We start from the raw sequence: 24,046 nt of genomic DNA, 5'->3' as shown, positions 1-24,046 counted from the left end.
TGCATCCGGTCGCGCCGTTGGAAGAACGCCCGGCCGGACGGGTGCGTCGTGGGGGTTGAGGCTACCGGAGTTCATCGGATTCTCAGAGGGTGCAGCGGCCGTCGCGTGACATATGCCACATAGCATGTGGGCGAGCGATAGCTGATTGATTGAACTCGTTAGAGTCCGACACGGACCCGCTCCTACCCCTGAGCGGGCGTCAACGCAGACGAGACGGTGAGCAGATGGATCTCTTCGAATACCAGGCGAAGGAACTCTTCGCCAAGCATGACGTACCGACGTCCGCCGGACGTGTCACCGACACCGTTGCCGGTGCTCGCGCGATCGCCGAGGAAATCGGCAAGCCCGTGATGGTCAAGGCGCAGGTCAAGGTCGGCGGCCGTGGCAAGGCCGGTGGCGTGAAGTACGCCGCCACCGCGGACGATGCGCAGACCCACGCCGAGAACATCCTCGGGCTCGACATCAAGGGCCACCTCGTCAAGAAGCTCCTCGTCGCCGAGGCCAGTGACATCGCGGAGGAGTACTACATCTCCTTCTTGCTCGACCGCACCAACCGCACCTACCTGGCGATGTGCTCGGTCGAGGGCGGCGTGGAGATCGAAGAGGTCGCCGCCACCAAGCCAGAGCGCCTCGCCAAGGTCCCCGTCGACGCAGTCAAGGGTGTCGATCTCGCGTTCGCGCGCAGCATCGCCGAGCAGGGACACCTGCCCGCCGAGGTGCTCGACGCCGCAGCGGTCACCATCCAGAAGCTCTGGGAGGTCTTCGTCAAGGAGGACGCGCTCCTCGTCGAGGTCAACCCTCTCGTCCGCACACCCGACGACCAGATCCTCGCCCTCGACGGCAAGGTCACGCTGGACGCCAATGCCGACTTCCGTCAGCCCGGACATCTCGAGTTCGAGGACAAGGACGCGACGGATCCGCTCGAACTCAAGGCCAAGGAGCACGACCTCAACTACGTCAAGCTCGACGGCGAGGTCGGTGTCATCGGTAACGGTGCAGGTCTGGTCATGTCGACCCTGGACGTCGTCGCGTACGCCGGCGAAAAGCACGGCAACGTCAAGCCGGCCAACTTCCTCGACATCGGCGGCGGCGCATCCGCCGAGGTCATGGCAGCGGGCCTGGACGTCATCCTCGGTGACCAGCAGGTCAAGAGCGTGTTCGTGAACGTCTTCGGCGGCATCACCGCGTGCGACGCGGTCGCCAATGGCATCGTCGGCGCGCTGAAGACCCTGGGCGACGAGGCCAACAAGCCGCTCGTCGTGCGCCTGGACGGCAACAACGTCGAAGAGGGTCGTCGCATCCTCGCCGAGGCCAACCACCCGCTGGTAACGGTCGTCGCAACCATGGACGAGGCCGCCGACAAGGCTGCCGAGCTCGCGTTCGCCGCGAAGTAAGGGACACACAGAACAATGGCTATCTTCCTGACCAAGGACTCCAAGGTCATCGTCCAGGGCATCACCGGCGGCGAGGGCACCAAGCACACCGCCCTGATGTTGAAGGCCGGCACCCAGGTCGTCGGTGGCGTCAACGCTCGCAAGGCCGGAACCGTGGTCTCGCACACCGACAAGGACGGCAACCCGGTCGAGCTGCCGGTCTTCGCAACCGTCGCGGAGGCCATGAAGGAGACCGGCGCGGACGTGTCGATCGCGTTCGTTCCCCCGGCTTTCTCGAAGGACGCCATCGTCGAGGCCATCGACGCGGAGATCCCGCTGCTCGTGGTCATCACCGAGGGCATCCCGGTGCAGGACTCCGCGTACGCGTGGGCCTACAACGTCGAGAAGGGCAACAAGACCCGCATCATCGGCCCCAACTGCCCCGGAATCATCACCCCGGGCGAGGCGCTCGTCGGCATCACCCCGGCCAACATCACGGGCAAGGGGCCGGTCGGTCTCGTCTCCAAGTCGGGCACCCTGACCTACCAGATGATGTTCGAGCTGCGTGAGTTCGGCTTCTCCACCGCCATCGGTATCGGCGGTGACCCGGTCATCGGTACCACTCACATCGACGCGATCGAGGCATTCGAGAAGGATCCCGAGACCAAGGTCATCGTGATGATCGGTGAGATCGGTGGCGATGCCGAGGAGCGTGCGGCCGACTACATCAAGGCGAACGTCACCAAGCCGGTCGTCGGCTACGTTGCGGGCTTCACCGCTCCGGAGGGCAAGACCATGGGCCACGCCGGTGCCATCGTCTCCGGTTCCTCGGGCACCGCGCAGGCCAAGAAGGATGCCCTCGAGGCGGCCGGCGTCAAGGTCGGCAAGACGCCGTCCGAGACCGCGGCTCTCGCTCGGGAGATCCTGAAGAACCTCTGATCGAACTAGATCACACGAACGGCGCTCGCCGCCAGGGCATTTCGCTCGACGGTGGGCGCCGTTCACGTCTCAGGTATCCACCCAACGAACGCCCGCCGGCACCAGTTCGCTCCTGCCGACGGTGAGCTCGGCGACGACAGCGGCCAGGTACCCGGGATCCCGCGTCGCGAGGGTGAAGGTCACCGCGGTGGCGTAGTCCGTGGCGACCACCGTGACCCCTCGGCTGCGGAGTTCGGCCTCGACGCGGCCGGCGGTGTCGTGTCCGACCACGAGCGACATCAAGTCGAGACGTTCTCGGCTCCGTAACCGCGATGCCTCGGTCGCAGTGTCCACCGCCACCGCCACAGCGCCCGAATAGGCGCGAACGAGCCCACCGGCGCCGAGCTTGATACCGCCGAAATACCGTGCCACGACCGCCGCGACGTCGACCAACTCGCGGGCCCGTAGCACCTGCAGCATCGGCACCCCGGCAGTCCCGCTGGGTTCCCCGTCGTCACTCGATCGCTCCGCACGTTCGGATGGTCCGTTGCCCGTGACGTACGCCCGGCAGTGGTGCCGCGCATTTGGATGCAACTGCCGCTGCTCATCGACGAAGTCCTGAGCGTCTGTCGGGCTGTCTACCCGCCGCAGGGTCGCGACGAACCGGGAATGCTTGACCACGGTCTCCACGACCACGTCCGAACCTGCGGTCAGGGTGAAAGGCATGATTCATCTTCCCTGTCCGCCCGCCCGAGCTCCCTGTGGGGGAGACCGCCCTGTCGGGAAGACTCGCCTGTTGGGAAGACTCGCCTGTTGGAACAATGGCTCTTTACAGGCAGAAGCGGCAGCTTTGCCGACGTTGCGGGTAGCGTTCATGGGACCCGTGGTTCCCGTACTAGGAGCAGACATGACTTATTCCGACGGAGGGTCGAGCTTCGGTCAGCCCCCGCAGCCGCCGGCCATGAGCGGGGCGCGGGGGCTGTCGTTCTACCTCGGCCTAGGCGTGCTGGTGCTCGGTGTGGTGAGCTTCCTGCTCGGGTTCGCGCCGTACCTGGAGAGTTCGCCCAACGTCGGCTCTCCGTTCTACGTCACGGTGAGCGCGTTCCAAAGTATTGGAGGCATCCCACTGGCGTTCCTTCTGACGGGTGGCTTGCTGGCCGGAATCTCGCTACTGCCCGAGCAGGACTATGTGGCTCCGGCGGCGGTTGCGTCGCTTGTCGGCTTCCTGGTGTCGTTCGTCTTCACGCTCAGCCTTCCTGATGGCCGCAGTCTGGCAGGCGGAGGGATCGCGATCCTGGTTATCGGGTTCATCCAGGCTGTCGCTGCGGTATTGGTCTTCCTGTTCGCCACGGGAATTGTGAAGATGCCGCAGGGGCGACCGTCGAGCACGCACGTACATCCGGCAGCCTACGGTCACCCGCAGGGCTACAGCGTTCCCCAGACGCCACCAGGTTACGGCGCTCCTCAGGGCTACGGCGGTTCCTCGGGTTATCCTGCCCCGCAGGGGTATTCGCAGCAGATGCCAGGATACGGTCAGGCCGGGGGTCACTCCGCGCAGGAGCCCCCGCCGGGCTATCCGCAGCAGCCGACCACACCGTACGGACAGTTCCAGGCGTACCAGGCGCAGCAGCCCACACACCAGATGCCGCAGCAGTCGCCGACACCGCCGGTGGGGCAGCAGCCGCCGTCGCAGCCGGGTGCGCCGTCGCCGGACGCGGTCTCTGCACCGACGGAGGCATTCGATACACGGCCCGCGCAGGAGGGCAAGGCCGACAAGACGGGCGCCGAGGCCGACAAGACGGACGTCAAGGACGAGAAGACGGACGACCAGAACAAGTGATCGTGTGGGGCACACCACGGCTCGGCGCGCCTGAGCGGTGTAGCTGAGCGCGGGTGCGACCCTCGATCCGATGACTTCTCTGCTTGCTCGCGGCGACCGCCGTGACACCCCCAGCCGTCCCGGCTCGGACCGGACCCGGGCCCTGCTCTCGGTGGCGTTGCGCCCGACTGGCGTCGCCGTCGCCCTGATCTGCGTTGCAGTCGTGGCTACGTTGGTGTCGTCGAACAGTGACCTGACCGGTGCGGCAGGGGCTGCTGCCGCGAGTTGGCTTGCGTTGCATCAGGTTTCGCTCAGCATCGCTGATGCACCGCTGGGGATCCTGCCTCTGTTGCCCACGGCGTTGCTGGTGTGGGCTGTCTGGCGTGGTTGTGCGCGTGCGGTGACGCGGGAGACCGATCTACGCGAGGCGAGCTGGGTGGTTGGAGCGGCAGTCGCCGGACCGCTCGCGGCGACGCTCGTCGCACTCGCCGTCATCTCCGATGCGTCGGCGGTGACCGCGCTGGAGTCGCCGAACGCGTTGCTGGCGCTCGCGTTGGTCGGCGGTGTCCACCTCGGCGCCTCCTGCGCAGGTGTCGCGTCGGTCGTCGGGCGGTCCGAGTGTGTCCGGTTGGGGGTACCGGATTGGGTTCCCGAGGCGGTACGCCCAGCAGCGCGGGCAGCCGGACTGCTGCTCGCGGCTGGTGCCGCGGCGACGGTCGCGTCCCTGGTGTGGTCGTGGTCCGAGGTCGGCGCACTGATGGATGGCGACTTCGGCATCGTCGGGGTGTTCGGACAGACCGTGCTGTCGGTGTTGTATCTGCCCAACGTTGCGGTCGGGGCGGCGGCGGTGATCGTCGGCGGCACGGCGCAGGTTGGCGGGACGTCACTCAGCTTGTTCGAGGTCGTCCCCGGGGCGGTGCCGCCCGTTCCGGTTCTGGGAGGAACTCCCGCCGAGATGGTGGGCAGCGCGTGGCCCGTTCTGCTCGTCGTGCCGGTGGTGGTTGGCGCACTGCTCGGGCGTGACTGCGGGCGTTCGAGACTGCCCATGCAGGAAACCGCGTACATGGTCGCGTCTGCAGCGGCCGGCGTCGGTGTGCTCGCCGCCCTGGTGGGATTCCTGGCCGGCGGCGATATCGGGTCCTTCGGATATGTCGGGGTGGTTCCCGGCGTCCTCGGATTGATCACGTTCGCCTGGCTGGTCGTGCCCGGGCTGCTGGTAGGCGCCCTTGTCGCCCGACGCAACCGCATCGGGTCCGACGGACGCTGGACGGGGTCGACGGAGGGGGCAACCGCTACGAAGGACGGGGCACCCGCCGACGGTGACGACCCCGTCTTCGAGGTCAAGCGCCTCGAGCGGCCCACGATGCGGTTCCGCGCGGCTGGCGAACAGGAACCGGCGCAGGCGGGCACGAAGTCGGAGCCGGCGGACACCGAGACACCAGAGACGACGGCGGAGACCACCTCGCAGTCACCGCCCGAGACGGCCGCCGAAACCGAGGTCGTCGACGAGACGGCGACTCCACCGTCGGTTGACGACGACCTGCCGGACGGTCCCGCATCCCGGGGAGACTAGGCTCTTACCCGGCCTGCGATGAGGCCGGAACCGTCTTGCGAAACCAGGAGTAGTGCGCTGACTGCCACTCGTGACCAGTTGCGGCCTGCAGTGCCCGCCCGGATCGTCGTACTCGCGTCGGGGACGGGCAGCCTGCTGCAGGCGCTCATCGCCGCCACGCAGACCGAGGGCTATCCCGCGACCATCGTCGCGGTCGCGGTCGATCGGGACTGCGCGGCAGCGGAGCACGCGGCCGACGCGAGCATCCCGAACTTCTGCGTCGCGCTGCACGACCACGCCGACCGAGGTGCGTGGGACGTCGCATTGACCGAAGCTGTCGCCGCACACGCACCCGACCTTGTGGTCAGCGCCGGTTTCATGAAGATCCTGGGGCCCGCGTTCCTGGAGCGTTTCGGGGGCCGCATCCTCAACGCGCATCCCGCGCTGCTGCCGTCGTTTCCCGGCGCACGCGCGGTGCGTGACGCGCTCGCATATGGCGTCAGGGTGACCGGGGCGACGGTTCACCTCGTCGACAACGGCATCGACACCGGACCGATCCTGGCGCAGGAGCCGGTCGAGGTCCGGGCCGACGACGACGAGGCCACGTTGCACGAGCGCATCAAGACTGTCGAGCGACGACTGTTGGCCGAGGTCGTGGCTGCCGTCGCTCTTCGAGGTGTTGTTTCAGACGGACGAAAGGCCGTGATCCCAAGTGAGTGAACGCAAGGCTGTGCGCCGAGCACTTGTCAGCGTCTACGACAAGACCGGCCTGGTCGAACTGGCTAGCGGCCTGCACCAGGCCGGTGTCGAGCTGGTGTCCACCGGCTCCACCGCCGCCACCATCGCCGGGGCCGGCGTTCCGGTCACCAGGGTCGAAGACCTGACCGGCTTCCCGGAGTGCCTCGAGGGACGGGTCAAGACGTTGCACCCGCGTGTACACGCCGGCGTCCTCGCCGATACGCGAAAGCCGGAGCACCTGGCGCAGCTCGAGGAGTTGGGCATCGAGGCGTTCGAGTTGGTGGTCGTCAACCTGTACCCGTTCACCCAGACCGTGGCGTCGGGCGCCACCCCGGACGACTGTGTCGAGCAGATCGACATCGGCGGCCCGTCAATGGTGCGCGCAGCCGCCAAGAACCACCCGTCCGTCGCGGTGGTCGTCGACCCGACCAAGTACGACGACGTGCTCGCTTCGGTTGCGGCCGGTGGATTCACACTGGCCGAACGCACCGCGCTGGCCGCGCAGGCCTTCCAGCACACCGCTTCGTATGACGTCGCGGTCGCCACCTGGATGACGTCGACGATGGTCGAGTCCGTCGCGGACGACGCTACTGCGGATTCTGCGGGGGCGGATTCTGCGGGGGCGGACTCTGCACTGTCGCGTTTGCCCGCCTGGGTCGGTGTTACGTGGGACCGTTCGGCCGTGCTGCGCTACGGAGAGAACCCGCATCAGGCGGCAGCCCTGTACGACAGCCCAGCCGGCCCGGCGGGCCTTGCGCAGGCGAAGCAACTGCACGGCAAGGAGATGTCGTACAACAACTACACCGACGGTGACGCTGCGTGGCGCGCCGCCTACGACCACTCCGAGCCGGCCGTTGCGATCATCAAGCACGCCAACCCGTGCGGGATCGCGGTCGGCGCCGACATCGCCGAGGCACACCGCAAGGCACACGCGTGCGATCCGGTCAGCGCGTTCGGCGGGGTCGTCGCCGCCAACCGCACGGTGACGGTCGAGATGGCCGAGCAGGTCGCCGACATCTTCACCGAGGTCGTCATCGCCCCGTCGTACGCGCCGGGTGCCATCGAGGTGCTCACGCGGAAGAAGAACATCCGGGTGCTCGAGGCCGTCGCACCCATCGCGACCGGTGTCGAACTGCGTCCGATCTCCGGCGGTGCGCTGCTGCAGGACCGTGACGTCCTCGACGCCGATGGCGACGACGCGGCCGACTGGACGCTCGTCGCGGGTGAGGCCACCGACGAGAAGACCCTCGCGGATCTCGAATTCGCGTGGCGCGCATGTCGCGCCGTCAAGTCCAACGCGATCCTGCTCGCGCACGACGGGGCTTCGGTGGGTGTCGGAATGGGCCAGGTCAACCGCGTCGACTCCGCGCACCTGGCCGTTCAGCGTGCCGGTGATCGCGCAAAGGGGTCGGTGGCCGCCTCGGACGCGTTCTTCCCGTTCCCGGACGGACTCCAGGTCCTGCTCGATGCCGGTGTCCGCGCCGTGGTCCAGCCGGGTGGTTCGGTCCGTGACAACGAGGTGATCGAGGCGGCCCGCGAGGCTGGCGTCGCGCTCTACTTGACCGGTGCGCGCCACTTCGCGCACTGATCGCGCTCAGAGCGTGCCGAGCCAGCCCTCGAATCCATCGGTGAACTCGGTCGACCACGGCAGCGCCTGCACGTAGTCGGCGCCGGTGGAGACCGCGTGACCGATCTCCTTGAGCACGTGATTCGAGGTCGTCATGCGCACCGATGTCAGCGTGGTGTGGCCGAGGGCCGCGTCGAGCGCGTCGATGTCGCCGGGAATCAGCTGGATGTCCTTGGCAGAGGAACTCGTGACGACGGGCAGGCCGGCGGGCAGCCGCCCGGCGAGCTCACGCGGGTCGAGCGCATCCTCCTCCGCGAGCGTCCGAGCGTTCGTCGGCACCAGACCGGCGGCGCGCAGTGGATCGGGCAGGTCGTCGCTCAGCGTCGCTTCGGTGCGCAGCGAATCGACCGCGCCGGCGAGGGCCAGACGCAGTTCGTCGGCCAGTTCGACAGGGAGCTGTCCGGATGCGACAACCGCGGCCAGCTGGGTGTCGATCTGGGTCGTCAGCAGATCCAGCAACCGCACGCCCATGGGCTCGAGGAGGCCGAGACCGGCGATGTCTACTCCTCTGTCGGCGAGTGCGAGTGCGATGAGTGCGCCCTCACTGTGGCCGACGACGTACATCCGCTTCGGGTCGACCGCGGCCCGGTCACCGAGGAATTCGAGTCCACTGGCCGCGGCGTCGACGAACACGGAGAACCCGAGATCACCGATGTCCTCGACTTCGTACGGGCCGAGCCCGGTGGCCCCGCTGCCGAGTTTGTCGTAGCGCAGGCTCGCGAAGCCGTGTCGTTCGAGCAGGTCCGCAAGGTACCCGAGGGTGCCGATCGAACCGGGAAGGAGCGCGCTGTCGCCGTTGCGATCGGTCGGTCCACTACCGGCGAGCAGCAGCACCGCCGGCGCGGGTGTGTCGGGACCGGAACCTGCCGGGAGGCGCAGGCTGCCGTGCAGGGTGATGTCACCTGTGGTGAACGTGATTTCGTTGTCGCCCATGACCCTGTGTCTATCAGAGCGGGCAGACCGCAGCGCACGGGATTGCCGACCAGGTGCCGAATTGCAAGAACACTCGTAACTTGGAGTGGTGACTGCCACACCGCCCGCCCACCTGGCCCGGACCGTCGGCGACCTCCGCACGTCCGGCCACATCCAGCGCTCGGTCAAGGACGAGATGCGGGAGAACCTCCTCGCAGCCCTGCGTGACGGGGTCGATCCGTGGCCCGGCATCGTGGGTTTCGAGGAAACGGTCCTGCCCCAGCTGGAGCGGGGGCTCATCGCGGGACACGACGTCGTCCTGCTCGGTGAGCGCGGCCAGGGTAAGACGCGGCTGCTGCGAACCCTGTACCTTTTGCTCGACGAATGGACGCCCGTGATCGCCGGCTCCGAGTTGGGCGAGCACCCGTACGAGCCGATCACCCCGATCTCGCTGCGCCGGGCCGCGGAGCTGGGGGACACCCTGCCGGTCGCATGGCGACATCGGAGCGAGCGGTATGCCGAAAAGCTCGCGACGCCGGACACGTCGGTGGCTGACCTCGTCGGTGACGTCGACCCCGTCAAGGTCGCGGAGGGACGCAGCCTCGGCGATCCGGAGACCATTCACTTCGGCCTGGTGCCGCGAGCCCACCGCGGCATCGTTGCGATCAACGAGCTGCCTGACCTCGCCGAGCGAATCCAGGTGTCGCTGTTGAATGTGATGGAGGAACGCGACATCCAGGTTCGTGGGTACACGCTGCGGCTGCCGTTGGACGTGCTGTTGGTCGCGAGCGCGAACCCGGAGGACTACACCAATCGCGGCCGAATCATCACCCCGCTGAAGGACCGTTTCGGAGCGGAGATTCACACCCACTACCCGTCGCTGCTCGGGGACGAGATCGCGGTGATCCAACAGGAGGCGAACCTGCACGCCGTCGTGCCGCACCATCTGCTCGAGGTGCTGGCCCGGTTCACCCGGCTGCTGCGCGAATCGACGTCGGTGGATCAGCGATCGGGAGTCTCGGCTCGCTTCGCGGTCGCCGGTGCCGAGACGGTGAGCGCAGCCGCCGTGCATCGCAGTGCGGTGCTCGGCGAGGCCGACGCCGTTGCCAGGCCGATCGACCTCGGCACGATCGTCGAGGTGCTGCGCGGCAAGGTGGAGTTCGAGTCGGGGGAGGAGGGGCGCGAACTCGAGATCCTCGAGCACCTGCTCCGGCGCGCCACCGCCGACACCGTCCGCGCCCAACTGGGCGGAATCGACCTCGCGCCGTTGGTGACCACCATCGAAGGTGGCCATCCGGTGGTGACCGGCGAACGCGTCACGGCGAAGGCACTGCTCGGAGAATTGCCGGAACTCGAGGTGCTCGACCAGATAGCGGACCGGCTCGGGTCCGCGACCGACGGGGAACGGGCGTCGGCCGCAGAACTCGCCCTCGAGGGTCTTTATCTAGCCCGGCGGATCTCGAAGAACCCGGATGACAATGGGCAGACGATCTATTCGTAGATCTATTCGTAGTCGGAACTCGTACAGGGAGGCATGATGTCCCGCGGCGCGCGGTACGGACCGTACGAGGGTGGCGATCCGCTGGCCCCTCCGGTGGACCTGCGGGAGGCGTTGGCCGTCATCGGTGACGACGTCCTCGAGGGTGCCTCGCCGCGGCAGGCCCTGCGGGAGTTGTTGCGGCGCGGATTCGACGGCCGGCGCGGCCTCGACGACCTCGCGGCGCGAGCCAACCAGCGGCGGCGAGAACTGCTGTCGCGCAACAATCTCGGTGGAACACTCGACGAGGTTCGCGAGTTGCTCGACCACGCCGTGCTCGAGGAACGCAAGACCCTGGCCCGTGCCCTCGACGAGGACGCGCGGTTCGCGGAGATGCGGATCGAGGAACTGCCACCGTCGACCGCGCAGGCGGTCGCAGACCTCGCAGACTACGACTGGCGCAGCAGCGCGGCCCGGGAGGACTACGAGAAGATCCGCGATCTGCTGGGTCGGGAGCTGCTCGACCAGCGGTTCGCGGGTATGAAGCGACAGCTCGAGGGTGCCACCGACGCAGACCGCCAGCGGATTCGGGAGATGCTCGAGGATCTGAACTCCCTGTTGGACAGTCATACTCGTGGTGAGGACACCACCCAGCAGTTCGACGACTTCATGGACAAGCATGGTGAGTACTTCCCCGAGAACCCCCGGAACACCGAGGAATTGCTGGACTCGCTGTCGCGCCGAGCTGCCGCTGCCCAGCGATTACGGAACTCGCTCACACCCGACCAGCGAGCCGAACTGGATGCATTGGCACAGCAGGCTTTCGGCGATCCCTCCCTCATGGACCAGCTGAACCGGTTGGATGCGCACCTGCAGGCCGCCCGCCCGGCCGAGGACTGGAACGGTTCGGCACGGTTCCGAGGGGACGAGAGCCTCGGTCTGGGAGAGGGGACGTCGGCCGTCGAGGATGTCGCCGAACTCGAACGACTGTCAGAGCAACTGTCGCAACAGTATCCGGGTGCGCAACTCGACGATATCGACACCGAGGCACTGGCCCGCCACGTCGGAGAACAGGCGGTCGTGGATGCTCGCACCCTCGCGGACCTCGAGCGGGCGTTGCAGCAGCAGGGGTTCTTCGATCGTGGTTCGGACGGGCAGTGGCGGCTGTCGCCCAAGGCGATGCGGCAACTCGGCCAGACGGCCCTGCGGGACGTGGCCGGACGTCTGTCGGACCGCGGCGGACAACGGGAGACCCGCCGCGCCGGCGCGATGGGCGAGCCGACCGGGGCGTCACGGCCATGGGAGTTCGGCGACACCGAGTCCTGGGACGTCACGCGGACGCTGACCAACGCGATCCTGCGGGAGCCGGGCCGGATGCCGGTGCGGATGACGGTGGCCGACGTCGAGATCGTGGAGACCGAGCAGCGGGCGCAGGCCGCGGTGGCTCTGCTGGTCGACACCTCGTTCTCGATGGTGATGGACGGACGCTGGGTGCCGATGAAACGCACCGCGCTCGCCCTGAACCACCTGGTGACTACGCGGTTCCGAGGAGATGCGTTGCAGCTCATCGGGTTCGGTCGCTACGCCGAGACGCTGTCGGCGGCGGAACTCGCGGGCCTGGACGGGGCATGGGATCAGGGCACCAACCTGCACCACGCTCTGCTGCTGGCGGCCCGGCACCTGCGCCGGCACCCGAACGCGCAGCCGGTGGTGCTCATCGTCACCGACGGCGAACCGACCGCCCACCTCGAACCCGGCGGGGAGGCGTTCTTCGACTACCCGCCCAGCGTTCGGACCCTGGGGTTGACGGTGCGCGAACTCGACAACCTCGCCCGACTGGGTGCGCAGGTGACGATCTTTCGGCTCGGTGACGACCCCGGCCTGGCGCGTGTGGTCGACCGGATGGCGCAACGCGTCGGGGGCCGGGTCGTCGCGCCCGACCTCGACGGCCTGGGGGCCGCGCTCGTCAGCGACTACATGCGGCTGCGCCGGCCAGGGCGGTAATCGGGCTGAGCGTGCCCCAGGCTCGACTCAGGTCAAGCAGCACTGCTCAGGTCAGCAGCACTGCGACGAGGGCGATGGCGGGGATCGACGCGAGGGTCGTGACGAACGCGGCATCGCGAGCGAGCACCGTGCCGCGCTGATAGCGGCTGGCGAAGACGAAGACGTTCTGCGCGGTGGGCAGGGTCGAGACGACGACGATGGCGAACAGCTCGTGGCCGTCGAGCCCGAACAGGTATCGGGCCATCAGGTACCCGAGAACCGGTTGGACGCAGATCTTCAGTACCGAAGCCAGAGCGACATCTCGGCGGGGACTGGACCCCTTCTCGAGCACCCGTACTCCGTACAGGGACAACCCGAATGCCAGGAGCGCGCCGGGAACCGAGGCGCCGCCGATCAAGCTGAACGGCTGCATCAACGCCTGCGGCGGGGTCCAGCCCGACACCGCCACCGCGAGCCCGGCCGCGCCCGCCAGCACGATCGGGTTCTTGAGCGGCGCGGTGATCGTCTCGATCCGCGAGGAGGTCTGTTGCATCGTGCTGATGTCGAGCACGGTCAGTGCGATCGGCGAGAAGATCATGATCTGGAACAGCAGCAGTGGCGCGACGAACGATGCGTTGCCGAGGACGAAGACGGCGATCGGGATGCCGAGGTTCGCCGAGTTCACATACGACGACGCGAGCGCGCCGATCGTGAGTTCCGGTAGTGGCCGGCGCAGCCACAGGCGCACGATCAGCAAATAGATTCCGGCGACCGCGAACGCGGTAGCGGCCGCGACCGCGAGGATGGGGGAGAAGACGACCGACAGGTCGGAGTTCACGAGGGTGTCGAACAACAGCGCCGGAGTCGCGACGAAGAACACCAGCCGGCTCAGGACGAACTGTCCGTGGTCTCCGAGGGTGCCACTGCGTCCGAGGAAGAACCCGACCGCGATGACGACGAAGATGACCGTGAAGCCGGCGACCACACCCGACACGCGGCGGGCACCTCCAAAACCGAACGAGAACTCGGCGAGAGTCTAGACCCGACCCCGGGGGCGGGATCGGCGCACGCCGTTGCGCCGACCGTCCGCCGGCCGGGATCTGCGCGGTGCCGCGACCTATCTGCTGGTGAACGGCAGCAGTGCCATCTCGCGGGCGTTCTTCACGGCGGTGGCGACCTGACGCTGTTGCTGAGGGGTCAGGCCCGTGACACGGCGGCTGCGAATCTTGCCGCGATCCGAGATGAACGTGCGCAGGAGGTTGATGTCCTTGTAGTCGACGGTGTCGATGCCGGCCGCGATCAGCGGGTTCTTCTTGGGGCGGCGGCCCTGCTCGCTGCGAGCCTTCTTCGACGGTGCCCTCTTGACTGCCATTGTTCTTCCTTCACCAGCTCGACTTGTGTACGCCTGGCAGCTCCCCGCGGTGAGCCATCTCGCGTACCCGCACACGGGAGAGGCCGAACTTTCGCAGGTGGCCGCGCGGACGTCCATCCGTGGCGTCTCGATTGCGCAATCGTACCGGACACGCGTCCCGCGGCAGCCGGGCCAACCGGGACTGTGCTGCGGCGCGCTCCTCGGGTGTGCTGGATGGTCGCCGGATCGTCTCCTTCAGCTCCGCCCGCAGTGGGGCGTACCGGGCGACGATTTGCTTGCGCTGCTCGTTCTTGGCGATCTTCGACTTCTTGGCCACCTGCTCAGCGCTCCTCTCGGAAGTCGACGTGCCGGCGCAGCACCGGGTCGTACCGGCGCAGCACCAAGCGGTCGGGATCGTTGCGCCGGTTCTTCCGCGTGTAGTACCGGTAGCCGGTTCCAGCCGTCGAGACGAGCTTGACCAGAGGTCGGATTTCGTTGCGTGCCATGGTTTTCAGATCTTCTCTCCAGCGGCCCGCATGCGGGCGACGACGGCCTCGATGCCGTCGCGGTCGATGGTCCGGATGCCCTTCGGCGTCAGGCGCAGGGTGATCCGGCGGCCCTCTCCCGGCAGGAAGTACGTCTTGGATTGCAGGTTCGGGTTCCAGCGCCGGGTGGTCCGTTTGTGGGAGTGCGAGACGGATCGTCCGAAGCCGGGTTGCCTGCCGGTCACCTGGCAGCGAGCGGACACGGGTGCTCCTTTCCGGCCTGGGCGGCCGAGTTGATGAAAATCCGAGCTGATGAAAAGCACAGTTGATGAAAATCATTGTCGTTAGCCGAGGGTCGAGTGTAATGTCTTCAGTCGGTAATGACAATCGTTTTCGAAAGGTGCTCGCTTGTGGCTGCTGATCCGAAGAGCCGCACCCCGCTGATCGTGGTGAGCGGGCGGAGTGGACCGGTAGAGGCGACGGCGCGGTCCTTCCTCGGCGACCGGGAGGCATCCACCGTGGTGGTGCGTCACGACCTAGGAGATCTAGGTCAGGGCATCGTGCGTCGCACCCTCACGACGGGGTCGGTGGATGCGCAGGAGACAACCACCGAGGTGCTCGAACTGGCCCACGGTTGCGTGTCGTGCACGCTTCGCCACGACCTGCTGCCGCTGCTGCGGAGGCTGCACTCGCGCAGCTCCGTCGACCGCATCGTCCTCGAACTCGACTCCGCGCTCGAGCCGGAAGCTGTGTGCTGGGCGGTCGAACATGTGCCGGTGGTCGATGTGGTCGGGCAGATCGACGGTCCCGCCGGCCGGGACGTCCGCATCGAGGCAGTCGTGACCTGCCTCGATGTCGAGCCGTGGTGGGAGGAGGTGACCGGTGACGAGGACCTCGACGACGACCGGACCGTCGCACAGGTCGCCGTCGGGCAGGTGGCGTTCGCCGACGCGCTCGTCGTCGACAGCCACACCGCGGATCCCTGGCTCGCGGACAAGGTGTCTGCGGTGCTCACGAGGCTCGCTCCCGGCGCCCCGACCTCTGCCGTGCCGGACGGTCCTGACCTGCTGTCGCGTGTCGGGGTCGATGCCCGGCGCGGTCGCGTCGACGGAGCCCACTCGCCGCTGCTGCGAGGCCACCCACCCCTGGACGCCGACCACGGAGTCGCACTGGTCGAGTTCACCGCGCGGCGACCGTTCCACCCGGGACGGTTGCACGAGGCTATCGACGTCCTGCTCGACGGCGTCGTGGCCGCGCGCGGCAGGTTCTGGCTCGCTACCCGGCCCGACATCGCGCTATGGCTCGAATCCGCCGGTGAAGGACTGCGGGTGGCCGCCGCCGACCGTTGGCTCGCCGACATGACGGACGACGAACTGCTCGACGTGGATCCCGAACGGCGGGCGCTCGCCTCCGTGGGCTGGGACGAGCGCTTCGGCGACCGGGACACCTCGCTGGTGATTCTGGTCCACGACGCTGAACCTGAGGCGATCAGCGCGGCGCTCGGCTGGGCATTGCTCACCGAGCGCGAACTCGTCGACCAGCTGTCGTGGTCCACCTGGGACGACCCGTTCGGCGAGTTCCATACCGATCCGTGCGCCGACATACCGCCCGGCGCCCTCGAGAACAAAGAAGCCGAGATGACCAGAGAAGTCGAGAAGAACGGAGAAATCGCATCGTGAAACCCGGCATTCACCCTGACTACCGCCCCGTCGTGTTCCGGGACGCCACCACCGGTACCGCTTTCCTCACCAGGTCCACGGCCCGGACCGGGCAAACCGTGGAATGGGAGGATGGGCACACCTACCCGCTCGTCGTCGTCGACGTCACCAGCGCATCCCACCCGTTCTGGACCGGCACGGACCGCCTCGTCGACACCGCGGGTCGGGTCGAGAAGTTCGAGCGCCGCTACGGGCGGCGGGTGCGTCGCGGGACCCGGGAGGTCTGAGCAATGGCGGTACCCAAGCGGCGCATGTCCCGCGCCAACACCCACAGCCGCCGGGCCCAGTGGAAGGCGTCCGTGCCGGACCTGGTGACCGTCACCGTCGGTGGCCAGACGTTTCGCGTTCCGCGCCGACTGGTGCGCGGCATCCAACTCGGCGTGATCGATCCGTCGCGCCTGTGACACTCGGCGGCTGGTCCGTGCCGCGCCGTAGACCGCTGTGGACACTGTGGCGTTCGCCACATCGGGAGATCCGGTCGGGGCGAGCGGACGCTTCGATGGGGGGAATTGGACCCTGCCGGGGTCCGGATCGCACTGGACCGAGCCGACACGCCGTGTGCTTCACCGGCGACCTCTCAGCGGGATCTCAGCAGTTCGGGCCAAAATGTCGGTATGCGCGTTCTAGTGGTCGACGACGATCGGGCGGTCCGAGAGTCGCTACGGCGGTCCTTGAGCTTCAACGGCTACACGATCGACCTCGCCGTCGACGGTGCCGATGCGCTCGAGAAGGTCGCCGCGTCACGCCCCGACGCGCTCGTACTCGACGTCATGATGCCTCGTCTCGATGGGCTCGAGGTGTGCCGACGGCTGCGGAGCACGGGCGACGACTTGCCTATTCTCGTTCTCACGGCCCGCGATTCCGTGTCCGAGCGAGTGGCCGGGCTCGACGCCGGTGCTGACGACTACCTGCCGAAGCCTTTCGCCCTCGAGGAACTACTGGCCCGGTTACGGGCACTGCTTCGGCGCGCGGCCCCCACCGTCGGTGACGACTCCGAGACGATGCGATTCGAGGACCTGACCCTCGACCCGGTGACGCGCGAGGTGACGCGCGGCGGCCGGTCGATCAGCCTCACCCGCACCGAGTTCGCCCTCCTGGAGATGTTGATGGCGAACCCGCGTCGGGTACTTTCGCGTAGCCGGATCCTCGAGGAGGTGTGGGGCTACGACTTCCCGACGTCGGGCAACGCGCTCGAGGTGTACGTCGGTTACCTCCGGCGCAAGACCGAGTCCGATGGTGAGTCGCGGTTGATCCACACCGTGCGCGGAGTCGGTTACGTCCTGCGGGAGACGCCACCGTGATGACTGCTCCCTTCGGGAACGCGGGGGCCGGCCGTCCGAACGGTCGGGGCAAGCCGAGCGGTTCGATGCGGCCGAGTCGGCAGGAGATGCGCCCGCCGATGCCGTTGACCCGATCGGTGTCCCTGCGGTGGCGGGTTACGCTGCTCGCGGCAACGGTTGTCGCCGTCGCCGTTGCTGTAATGGCCGTCGCTGCTTACGCGGTCGTATCGCGTGCGCTCTACGCCGACGTCGACAAACAGCTGCAGTCGAGGGCCGCGGCAATCGTCGACAACGACCTGATCACCTTTGATCCGCGGTACATCGCGGGCGCGACGCTGTACACGAGCGATATCAGTGTGGCGCTTATTTTTTCGGATTTGAACAAGTACGTCCCACCGGGTTCCGTGGTCCCGATCGGTCCGCCCGAGCTGGCGGTCGCCAGTGGTCAGCGCGACGTGTCGTTGCGAACCGTCGGGGGAAACAGGGTCCTTGCCGAGCGAACCCGCGACGGCAGCACACTGGTGATCGCGCAGCGACTCCAGCCCACCAGGGACGTCCTCGACCGCCTTGCCTGGGTGCTGTTCGTGGTCGGCGGGTGCGGTGTCGTGCTGGCGGCGGCTGCCGGAACCACGGTCGGGCGCACCGGTTTGAGACCCATTGCACGGTTGACCGCAGCGACGGAACGCGTGGCCCGTACCGACGACCTCACGCCTATTCCCGTAACCGGCAACGACGAACTGGCCCGTTTGACAACAAGTTTCAATACGATGCTCCGGGCGCTCTCGGAGTCTCGGGCGCGACAGGGCCGGCTGGTAGCCGACGCCGGGCACGAGTTGCGAACACCGCTCACGTCACTACGTACCAACATGGAGCTGTTGATCGCTTCGAGTCGTCCTGGGGCGCCTACCATTCCGGATCAGGACATGGCGGAGCTCCGCGCCGACGTCATGGCGCAGATCGAAGAGTTGTCTACTCTCGTAGGTGATCTCGTGGATCTCGCCCGCGAGGATGCACCCGAGACGGTCTTCGAACTCGTCGATCTCAGCGAGGTAGTGGACCGGTCGCTCGAGAAGGCCCGACGGCGACGAAACGAGATCGACTTCGAGGCCGCCACCACCCCCTGGTACATCTACGGCGATCAGGCCGGACTGTCCCGTGCGGTGCTCAACGTCCTCGACAACGCCGCGAAGTGGAGTCCGTCGGGCGAACGGGTCGACGTGAGGATGCGGCAGGTGGGTGACCGCCTGCTCGAGCTGACCGTCGACGACGCCGGTCCCGGGATCCCACCCGAGGAACGTGAACTCGTCTTCGAGCGCTTCTATCGGTCCACCGCGTCACGTTCGATGCCCGGATCGGGTCTGGGTCTGGCCATCGTCCGGCAGGTCGTCGTCAAGCACGGCGGCACGATCGCCGTCGAGACGTCCGAGCGTGGTGGTGCGCTCATCCGCATCGTCCTACCGGGGGAACCGGACACCGACGAAGCCCGCTGAGCTGGGTGTTTCCGGCCCCTGTGAACGGTGTGGGTGGAATCCGAAGCGAGTGCACGGGAAACTGGAAGCAGGGTCTCAGGGGCTTCTCAGCTGCGACAGGCAATCTGAAGTCCACGACCGGACAGAGCCCTACACAGGCGGTCATGACAGAAGGTGGTGCAATGACCGACGACCGTAACCCGCACGGTGGCAACCCGCACGGTGGCCCCGACCACGGAGCCCCGCAGCAGGACAACCCGCAGCAGCACGGCAGCCCGCAGCCCGGCAGCCCACAGCAGGGAACTCCCCATCAGGGCTCGGGGCACCAGTTCGCGCCTCATAACCCGTGGCAGCCGGGCGGTGCCTACCAGCCGCAGAACCAGGGCTACCCCGGAGCTCCGGTTCAGGGATATCCGCAGCACGGGTATCGGTCCGAGCACCCGCCCACCGAACAATTCCCCAACGTCGGTGCGACCGGCGTGCAACCGGCCACCGGCGCGACCACGACCGACGAACCACGTCGGGTGGGCAGGACCGCGCTGATCGCCGGTGCGATCGCCCTGGCCCTGGTGAGCGGTGGCATCGGTGGCATCGTCGGTTCGCTGGCGACGTCGAACAACCAGACCACCGTCCCGGTGACGAACGCACTGGACGCCTCCAAGCCCCCCATGAGCAACGCATCGACCGCGCCGGCGGACTCCATCGAAGCGGTTGCCGCGAAGGTCGTCCCGAGTGTCGTCCAGATCCAGGTCGCCGGAACCCGCGGCCAGGGTGAGGGGTCGGGTGTCATCCTCTCCTCCGACGGTCTGATCATGACCAACAACCACGTGGTCACCGGTGGCGGACCCGGGAGCCAGCTGTTGGTCGCGTTCTCCGACGGCACGACCGCTCCCGCCACGCTGGTGGGAACGGATCCAACGTCGGACATCGCGGTGATCAAGGCCGATGGCAGGTCCGATCTGACCCCGATCGAATTGGGGGCCTCCGACAGTGTCGCGGTCGGTGAGCAGGTGCTCGCGGTCGGCTCGCCGCTCGGCCTGGCCGGCACAGTCACCTCCGGCATCATCTCGGCAGTCGACCGGCCAGTCTCGACCAGCGGGGAGGCCGGGAACCAGAACACCGTCATCGACGCGATCCAGACCGACGCCGCGATCAACCCCGGTAACTCGGGTGGTGCCCTGGTCAACATGGAGGGCCAGCTCATCGGCGTCAACACCGCGATCGCCACTGCGGGTGGTCAGGGCGGTTCGATCGGCCTCGGCTTCGCGATTCCGGTCGACCAGGCCCGCCGGATAGCGGACGAACTCTCCAAGACCGGCACCGCGACACAACCGATCATCGGAGTCCAGGTCTCTGCGAGGGGCACCGATTCGGATGGTGCGGTCGTGCTGGACGTCACCCCCGGCGGCCCAGCGGAGAAGGCCGGCATTCCGGCCGGAGCCGTGGTGACGAAGGTCGATGATCGTGTCGTGACGACCGGTGATTCCCTCATCGCGGCCATCCGGTCCCATGCCCCCGGTGACACGGTGAAGGTGGCCTACAAGGATCAGTCGGGCGAGACGAAGACCGTCGACGTTCAGCTCGCCGCACAGCCCCAGGGTGGCCGCTGATGAAGGACGGACAACGGATGATGTTGCGAAGTATTCTTCAGCAGGTTCCGACGGTGGCGGGTGCAGCGGAGGACGCGGCCACTACGGTAGGGGCCATGGAACTCGAAGCACCGCTGGTCGGACGTGCGCTCGTGGTAATCGTCGACGATCGGACCGCGCACGGCGACGTCGACTCGACCGGCCCGCTCGTGACCGAACTACTCACCGAAGCCGGATTCCTGGTCGACGCGACTGTCGCAGTGGCGGCTGATGAGGTGGAGATCCGCAACGCGCTCAACACCGCGGTGATCGGTGGCGTCGATTTGGTGATCTCGGTCGGCGGTACCGGCGTCTCGCCACGTGACGTGACGCCCGATGCCACCGCGGACGTGCTCGATCGGGAACTGCCCGGCATCTGTGAGGCACTTCGCTCATCCGGGCTCGTGAGCGGCGCTGTCGACGCGGTCCTCTCGCGTGGGCTCGCCGGGATCTCGGGTAGCACCCTGGTGGTGAACCTCGCGTCGTCGAGGGCCGCCGTGCGGGACGGGATGGCCACACTCACCCCGTTGGCCAGCCACGTCATCGGGCAGCTGTCGAGCATCGAGGATTGAGGCGGCAGGCATGCCCGGGGAAGAGAACGGATCCGCCGCGGCGGCGGGGACAAGGCAGTCTCCGTCGTCGGGTCGGCGTCGAATCGACCGGGCACGCCTGGACGCCGTTTTCGGGGTGATCCTGCCGGAGCAGACCACGGACGAACGTTCCCCCGACCGCGCACCGTCGTCGGATGGCGGGCAGGACGAATGGTTGCGGCGTCAGGTGCCGCCACACCACGGTTGACTTCGGCATCACGGTTGAGTTCGGCCGATTGGATCCGTGGTCATGGCGGGACTGTGGTCATAGCGGAACTAGTGCAGTGTCACGGTAATCGCGTCGGTCAGCGACGCTGCCGCAACCGCGCTCGCAGCGGGCGCAGGGAGTGCAAGCATCACGACCGGGTCCCGACGGCCTGCCGACGGGTGCTCGGACGCTACCAGCACCACGGTCGCACCGGAGGCCAGGACGGTAGCCACTGTCGGCTGGGAGGCGTCGACGTCCCGGGCACGGCCGACCGTCAGGACGTCCACGCGGTCGCCTTCCCGGATCAGCTCGGCGAGACCGGAGTCCGACAGTCGGACGGGGACGACGCGGGCGTCGGAGGACCCGACGGCGGCCTCGGCGAGACGGGGGCCGAGTAACCGGACGTCGGTGAGGATCTCGCCGCTCCGGACCGGCGAGGACACGGTGCGTCCGACCGCAGCCTCCTGATCCTGTACTGCAGCGCCGGGAACTTCGGTGCGGGCACGGTCGACGGTCCGGACATCCTCGGCGGCGAGAACGTGGCCCGGCGTGAGATCGCGGGCCGCGACGACGACGGGTTCACCCGTCTCCCCGCGGCCGTCGCGTATCAGCATGACGAGCGCCAGCAGCGCGAGGAGTCCGGCGGTGACCCTTCGAGCGGTGTCCGCCCGAGCCCAGTCCGGGCGCAAGAACCGGCCGATCCGACCACTGAGAGTCGGCGCCAGGGATCCGGTGTCGCGCCGACGGAACACGTCGCGGGGCATGACCGGAACCATAGGCCTGGGAACGGGCCTGGAACCCGCCTCGACCGGTGTTCGGAACCCACCTGTGGACGAACGGCGGGCTGTGGAGAACCCCGAAGCGGGCTAGCCGGCGGCGGGGGTGGTCGAGCTGGACGAGGCGCCGGGGGTCGATGTGGAGGTGCTCGCAGGTGAGCCGCTCGCCTTGCTCGTAGATGAGTTGCTCGCTGTGGCCGACTCGCTCGCAGTGCTCGAGCCGCCCCGACTGTCGGTGCGGTAGAAGCCGCTGCCCTTGAAGACGATGCCGACCGAATTGAACAGTTTGCGGAGCTTGCCGGAGCACTCCGGGCAGGCGGTCAGCGTGTCGTCGGTGAACGACTGCACGATGTCGAACCGGTTGTCACACTCGGTGCAGGCGTAGGAGTAGGTGGGCACAGGGGTCCTCCGCAGGTGTAGCGCATTGAGTAGACGGCAGGTGTCGGCACTCTACAGTCGACAGTGCCAACAGCGCGAGCCAGTCGGCTATTCCGACGACGCGATGCCCTCGTCGGGCTTGCCTGGTGACAGGCGTACCAATCCCCGCACCGGCGTCAGAGCGTGAGTCATCGCCACGTCGTGCGGGTCGGCCGGCAAGGACGCGACGAGTTCGCTGTCGCGGACCACGGCTACGAGCGCGGCGTCGCGGGCGGCCAACCCCAGGGTGCGATCGTAGAACCCGGCACCGCGGCCGAGGCGGACCCCGCGCTCGTCGACCGCCAGGGCGGGAACGAAGACCACCGACGCTGCTCCGACCTCGCCCGACGGCAACACCGGTCCACTCGGCTCACGCAGTCCGTAGCTTGCCGGGACCAGATTGTCTGATCCGGTGAACTCGGCCCATTCCAGCGGCCCCGGTTCTCCCGTGACGGGTAGCAGCACCCGCCATCCGGCGTCACGGAGCGACGCGAGCATCTCGACCGAGCCGGGTTCCGAACCCACGGGGACGTACGCGCACACGGTTCGGTTGCGATGAGCGCCGGCAAGTTCCGCGACCACTGATGTGATCGACGAGACCAAGGCGGCTGTCTCGGCCGCGCGGGTGCTGCCGTCGAGCCCACGGCGTGCGGCGAGCACGCGTGTTCGCCATTCCTCCTTGGAGGGCAATTGCATGATCGTCACCTTAGGACCACTCCACTGGCTGCGGGGCCGGCGGAGGCTGGTGGATAGGGTGTTGAGTTATGACAAATCCCGTCACCAATGACAACAGGTACTTTCGGACGGCGGTCGTTCCCGCTGCGGGCATGGGAACACGGTTCCTGCCTGCGACGAAGACCGTTCCGAAGGAGCTGCTCCCGGTGGTCGACACGCCGGGTATCGAACTGGTGGCGGGAGAAGCGGCCGACTCCGGGGCGAATCGTCTCGTCATCGTGACATCGCCAGGCAAGGACGGTGTGGTCGCTCACTTCGTCGAGGACCTCGTCTTGGAGAGCAAGCTCGAGGCCAGTGGGAAACACCATCTGCTCGAGAAGGTCCGGAAGGCGCCGGGTTTGCTCGAGGTCGAGTCTGTCGTCCAGGAGCAGCCCCTCGGACTGGGGCACGCAGTCGGTTGTGCCGAGTCGGTGCTCGACGACGACGAGGACTCCATCGCTGTCCTGCTGCCAGATGACCTGGTGATGCCGCGTGGTGTGCTCGAGACGATGGGTCGGGTCCGGGCCAAGCGTGGCGGCACGGTTCTGTGCGCGATCGACGTGCCCAAAGAACAGGTCAGCGCCTACGGCGTCTTCGAGGTCGAGACCGTGCCGGACGCGACCAACCCGGACGTCCTCAAGGTCACCGGCATGGTCGAGAAACCCGCGATGGAGGACGCGCCGTCTACGTATGCGGCGGCAGGCCGTTATCTGCTCGATCGCGCCATCTTCGACGCGCTGCGCCGGATCGCACCCGGCGCCGGTGGTGAATTGCAGCTCACCGACGCCATCGCGCTGTTGATCGAGGAGGGTCACCCGGTTCACGTCGTCGTGCACCGTGGATCCCGACACGATCTGGGAAATCCCGGCGGCTACCTGCGCGCTGCGGTTGACTTTGCATTGGACAGCGAGGAGTACGGCCCGTCTCTGCGCCAGTGGCTGATCGATCGTCTGAACCAGCCGTCCGGCGAGTGAGACTCCGGTAGCACAGGGGCGGGTGGACGGGGTGGGG

27 protein-coding genes are annotated in these 24,046 nt (G+C 67.6%); 17 read left to right on the top strand and 10 right to left on the bottom strand.

The genetic code is table 11. From position 1 onward, the window contains the following. Window positions 1–224 precede the first annotated feature (224 nt). On the top strand, window positions 225–1,394 hold the full coding sequence (gene sucC, locus EF834_RS02565; protein WP_127945472.1) for an ADP-forming succinate--CoA ligase subunit beta: 1,170 nt from the start codon (window positions 225–227) through the stop codon (window positions 1,392–1,394). Between the two features lie 15 nt (window positions 1,395–1,409). Next, window positions 1,410–2,312 carry a succinate--CoA ligase subunit alpha gene (gene sucD, locus EF834_RS02560; RefSeq protein WP_127945470.1) on the top strand — a complete coding sequence of 301 codons (903 nt, stop codon included), beginning with the start codon at window positions 1,410–1,412 and terminating at the stop codon, window positions 2,310–2,312. Window positions 2,313–2,381: 69 nt separating this feature from the next. On the opposite strand, the gene EF834_RS02555 is transcribed toward sucD, so the two are convergent. Next, window positions 2,382–3,017 carry an IMPACT family protein gene (locus EF834_RS02555; RefSeq protein WP_127945468.1) on the bottom strand — a complete coding sequence of 212 codons (636 nt, stop codon included), beginning with the start codon at window positions 3,015–3,017 and terminating at the stop codon, window positions 2,382–2,384. 181 nt (window positions 3,018–3,198) lie between these two features. Between EF834_RS02555 and EF834_RS02550 the strand changes: the two genes are divergently transcribed. From EF834_RS02550 to purH, 4 genes are all read left to right on the top strand, one after another. After that, complete coding sequence (locus EF834_RS02550) at window positions 3,199–4,131, top strand: DUF5336 domain-containing protein (RefSeq protein ID WP_127945466.1); 933 nt, start codon at window positions 3,199–3,201, stop codon at window positions 4,129–4,131. 70 nt (window positions 4,132–4,201) lie between these two features. After that, window positions 4,202–5,683 (top strand): cell division protein PerM, encoded by a 1,482-nt coding sequence (locus tag EF834_RS02545; protein ID WP_127945464.1) that lies wholly within the window; start codon window positions 4,202–4,204, stop codon window positions 5,681–5,683. 18 nt (window positions 5,684–5,701) lie between these two features. Continuing rightward, on the top strand, window positions 5,702–6,382 hold the full coding sequence (gene purN, locus EF834_RS02540) for a phosphoribosylglycinamide formyltransferase (RefSeq protein ID WP_164874049.1): 681 nt from the start codon (window positions 5,702–5,704) through the stop codon (window positions 6,380–6,382). After that, window positions 6,375–7,988, top strand: coding sequence for a bifunctional phosphoribosylaminoimidazolecarboxamide formyltransferase/IMP cyclohydrolase (gene purH, locus EF834_RS02535; RefSeq protein WP_127945460.1), 1,614 nt, complete (start codon window positions 6,375–6,377; stop codon window positions 7,986–7,988). Before purN ends, purH begins: the two co-directional genes overlap by 8 nt. 6 nt (window positions 7,989–7,994) lie before the next feature. Here the strand turns inward: purH and EF834_RS02530 are convergent, their stop codons facing one another. Next, window positions 7,995–8,960, bottom strand: a complete 966-nt coding sequence (locus tag EF834_RS02530) for an alpha/beta hydrolase family protein (protein WP_127945458.1) — start codon at window positions 8,958–8,960, stop codon at window positions 7,995–7,997. 85 nt (window positions 8,961–9,045) lie between these two features. On the opposite strand from EF834_RS02530, the gene EF834_RS02525 reads away from it, so the two are divergent. Then, window positions 9,046–10,440: an ATP-binding protein gene (locus EF834_RS02525; protein WP_408014443.1), complete on the top strand. Its 1,395-nt coding sequence runs from the start codon at window positions 9,046–9,048 to the stop codon at window positions 10,438–10,440. 36 nt (window positions 10,441–10,476) lie between these two features. Beyond that, window positions 10,477–12,420, top strand: a complete 1,944-nt coding sequence (locus tag EF834_RS02520) for a vWA domain-containing protein (RefSeq protein WP_127945456.1) — start codon at window positions 10,477–10,479, stop codon at window positions 12,418–12,420. Window positions 12,421–12,466: 46 nt separating this feature from the next. On the opposite strand, the gene EF834_RS02515 is transcribed toward EF834_RS02520, so the two are convergent. The 5 genes from EF834_RS02515 to rpmB all read right to left on the bottom strand — a co-directional run bounded on the left by EF834_RS02515 (window position 12,467) and on the right by rpmB (window position 14,498). Then, on the bottom strand, window positions 12,467–13,393 hold the full coding sequence (locus EF834_RS02515; RefSeq protein ID WP_127945454.1) for an AEC family transporter: 927 nt from the start codon (window positions 13,391–13,393) through the stop codon (window positions 12,467–12,469). A 123-nt stretch (window positions 13,394–13,516) separates the two neighbouring features. Continuing rightward, window positions 13,517–13,771 (bottom strand): 30S ribosomal protein S18, encoded by a 255-nt coding sequence (gene rpsR, locus EF834_RS02510; protein WP_127945452.1) that lies wholly within the window; start codon window positions 13,769–13,771, stop codon window positions 13,517–13,519. Between the two features lie 10 nt (window positions 13,772–13,781). Next, window positions 13,782–14,087: a 30S ribosomal protein S14 gene (rpsN, locus tag EF834_RS02505; protein ID WP_127945449.1), complete on the bottom strand. Its 306-nt coding sequence runs from the start codon at window positions 14,085–14,087 to the stop codon at window positions 13,782–13,784. Between the two features lie 4 nt (window positions 14,088–14,091). After that, the gene (gene rpmG, locus EF834_RS02500; RefSeq protein WP_127945447.1) at window positions 14,092–14,256 is read right to left on the bottom strand and encodes a 50S ribosomal protein L33; all 165 of its coding nucleotides are present in this window, start codon (window positions 14,254–14,256) and stop codon (window positions 14,092–14,094) included. Between the two features lie 5 nt (window positions 14,257–14,261). After that, the gene (rpmB, locus tag EF834_RS02495; RefSeq protein ID WP_127945445.1) at window positions 14,262–14,498 is read right to left on the bottom strand and encodes a 50S ribosomal protein L28; all 237 of its coding nucleotides are present in this window, start codon (window positions 14,496–14,498) and stop codon (window positions 14,262–14,264) included. 147 nt (window positions 14,499–14,645) lie between these two features. Between rpmB and mrf the strand changes: the two genes are divergently transcribed. The 8 genes from mrf to EF834_RS02455 all read left to right on the top strand — a co-directional run bounded on the left by mrf (window position 14,646) and on the right by EF834_RS02455 (window position 21,128). Next, window positions 14,646–15,914, top strand: coding sequence for a ribosome hibernation factor-recruiting GTPase MRF (gene mrf, locus EF834_RS02490; RefSeq protein ID WP_408014442.1), 1,269 nt, complete (start codon window positions 14,646–14,648; stop codon window positions 15,912–15,914). After that, the gene (locus EF834_RS02485) at window positions 15,911–16,180 is read left to right on the top strand and encodes a type B 50S ribosomal protein L31 (RefSeq protein WP_127945441.1); all 270 of its coding nucleotides are present in this window, start codon (window positions 15,911–15,913) and stop codon (window positions 16,178–16,180) included. The genes mrf and EF834_RS02485 overlap by 4 nt, the downstream gene beginning before the upstream one ends. A gap of 3 nt (window positions 16,181–16,183) precedes the next feature. Then, window positions 16,184–16,357 carry a 50S ribosomal protein L32 gene (gene rpmF, locus EF834_RS02480; protein ID WP_127945439.1) on the top strand — a complete coding sequence of 58 codons (174 nt, stop codon included), beginning with the start codon at window positions 16,184–16,186 and terminating at the stop codon, window positions 16,355–16,357. Between the two features lie 210 nt (window positions 16,358–16,567). Then, window positions 16,568–17,254: a response regulator transcription factor gene (locus EF834_RS02475; RefSeq protein WP_127945437.1), complete on the top strand. Its 687-nt coding sequence runs from the start codon at window positions 16,568–16,570 to the stop codon at window positions 17,252–17,254. A gap of 65 nt (window positions 17,255–17,319) precedes the next feature. Further along, window positions 17,320–18,723, top strand: a complete 1,404-nt coding sequence (locus EF834_RS02470; RefSeq protein ID WP_127946045.1) for a HAMP domain-containing sensor histidine kinase — start codon at window positions 17,320–17,322, stop codon at window positions 18,721–18,723. 161 nt (window positions 18,724–18,884) lie between these two features. Further along, complete coding sequence (locus EF834_RS02465) at window positions 18,885–20,312, top strand: trypsin-like peptidase domain-containing protein (RefSeq protein WP_127945435.1); 1,428 nt, start codon at window positions 18,885–18,887, stop codon at window positions 20,310–20,312. A gap of 95 nt (window positions 20,313–20,407) precedes the next feature. Further along, window positions 20,408–20,902: a MogA/MoaB family molybdenum cofactor biosynthesis protein gene (locus EF834_RS02460; RefSeq protein WP_235870962.1), complete on the top strand. Its 495-nt coding sequence runs from the start codon at window positions 20,408–20,410 to the stop codon at window positions 20,900–20,902. 10 nt (window positions 20,903–20,912) lie between these two features. After that, window positions 20,913–21,128: a hypothetical protein gene (locus EF834_RS02455; protein ID WP_127945432.1), complete on the top strand. Its 216-nt coding sequence runs from the start codon at window positions 20,913–20,915 to the stop codon at window positions 21,126–21,128. 68 nt (window positions 21,129–21,196) lie between these two features. Here EF834_RS02455 and EF834_RS02450 read toward each other — a convergent pair whose 3' ends face one another. From EF834_RS02450 to EF834_RS02440, 3 genes are all read right to left on the bottom strand, one after another. Further along, on the bottom strand, window positions 21,197–21,892 hold the full coding sequence (locus EF834_RS02450; RefSeq protein WP_127945430.1) for an SAF domain-containing protein: 696 nt from the start codon (window positions 21,890–21,892) through the stop codon (window positions 21,197–21,199). 102 nt (window positions 21,893–21,994) lie between these two features. Beyond that, entirely contained in the window at window positions 21,995–22,303 is a 309-nt protein-coding gene (locus EF834_RS02445; protein ID WP_127945428.1) for an FmdB family zinc ribbon protein, read from the bottom strand. A gap of 87 nt (window positions 22,304–22,390) precedes the next feature. Beyond that, complete coding sequence (locus EF834_RS02440) at window positions 22,391–23,017, bottom strand: 5-formyltetrahydrofolate cyclo-ligase (RefSeq protein ID WP_127945426.1); 627 nt, start codon at window positions 23,015–23,017, stop codon at window positions 22,391–22,393. Window positions 23,018–23,085: 68 nt separating this feature from the next. On the opposite strand from EF834_RS02440, the gene EF834_RS02435 reads away from it, so the two are divergent. After that, window positions 23,086–24,009 carry a UTP--glucose-1-phosphate uridylyltransferase gene (locus tag EF834_RS02435; RefSeq protein ID WP_127945424.1) on the top strand — a complete coding sequence of 308 codons (924 nt, stop codon included), beginning with the start codon at window positions 23,086–23,088 and terminating at the stop codon, window positions 24,007–24,009. Window positions 24,010–24,046 lie beyond the last annotated feature (37 nt).

The organism is Rhodococcus spongiicola (assembly GCF_004011835.1).
GTDB lineage: Bacteria > Actinomycetota > Actinomycetes > Mycobacteriales > Mycobacteriaceae > Prescottella > Prescottella spongiicola.
Note: the sequence above shows the minus strand (reverse complement) of the source record. Positions and strands in the feature narration are given on the sequence as shown.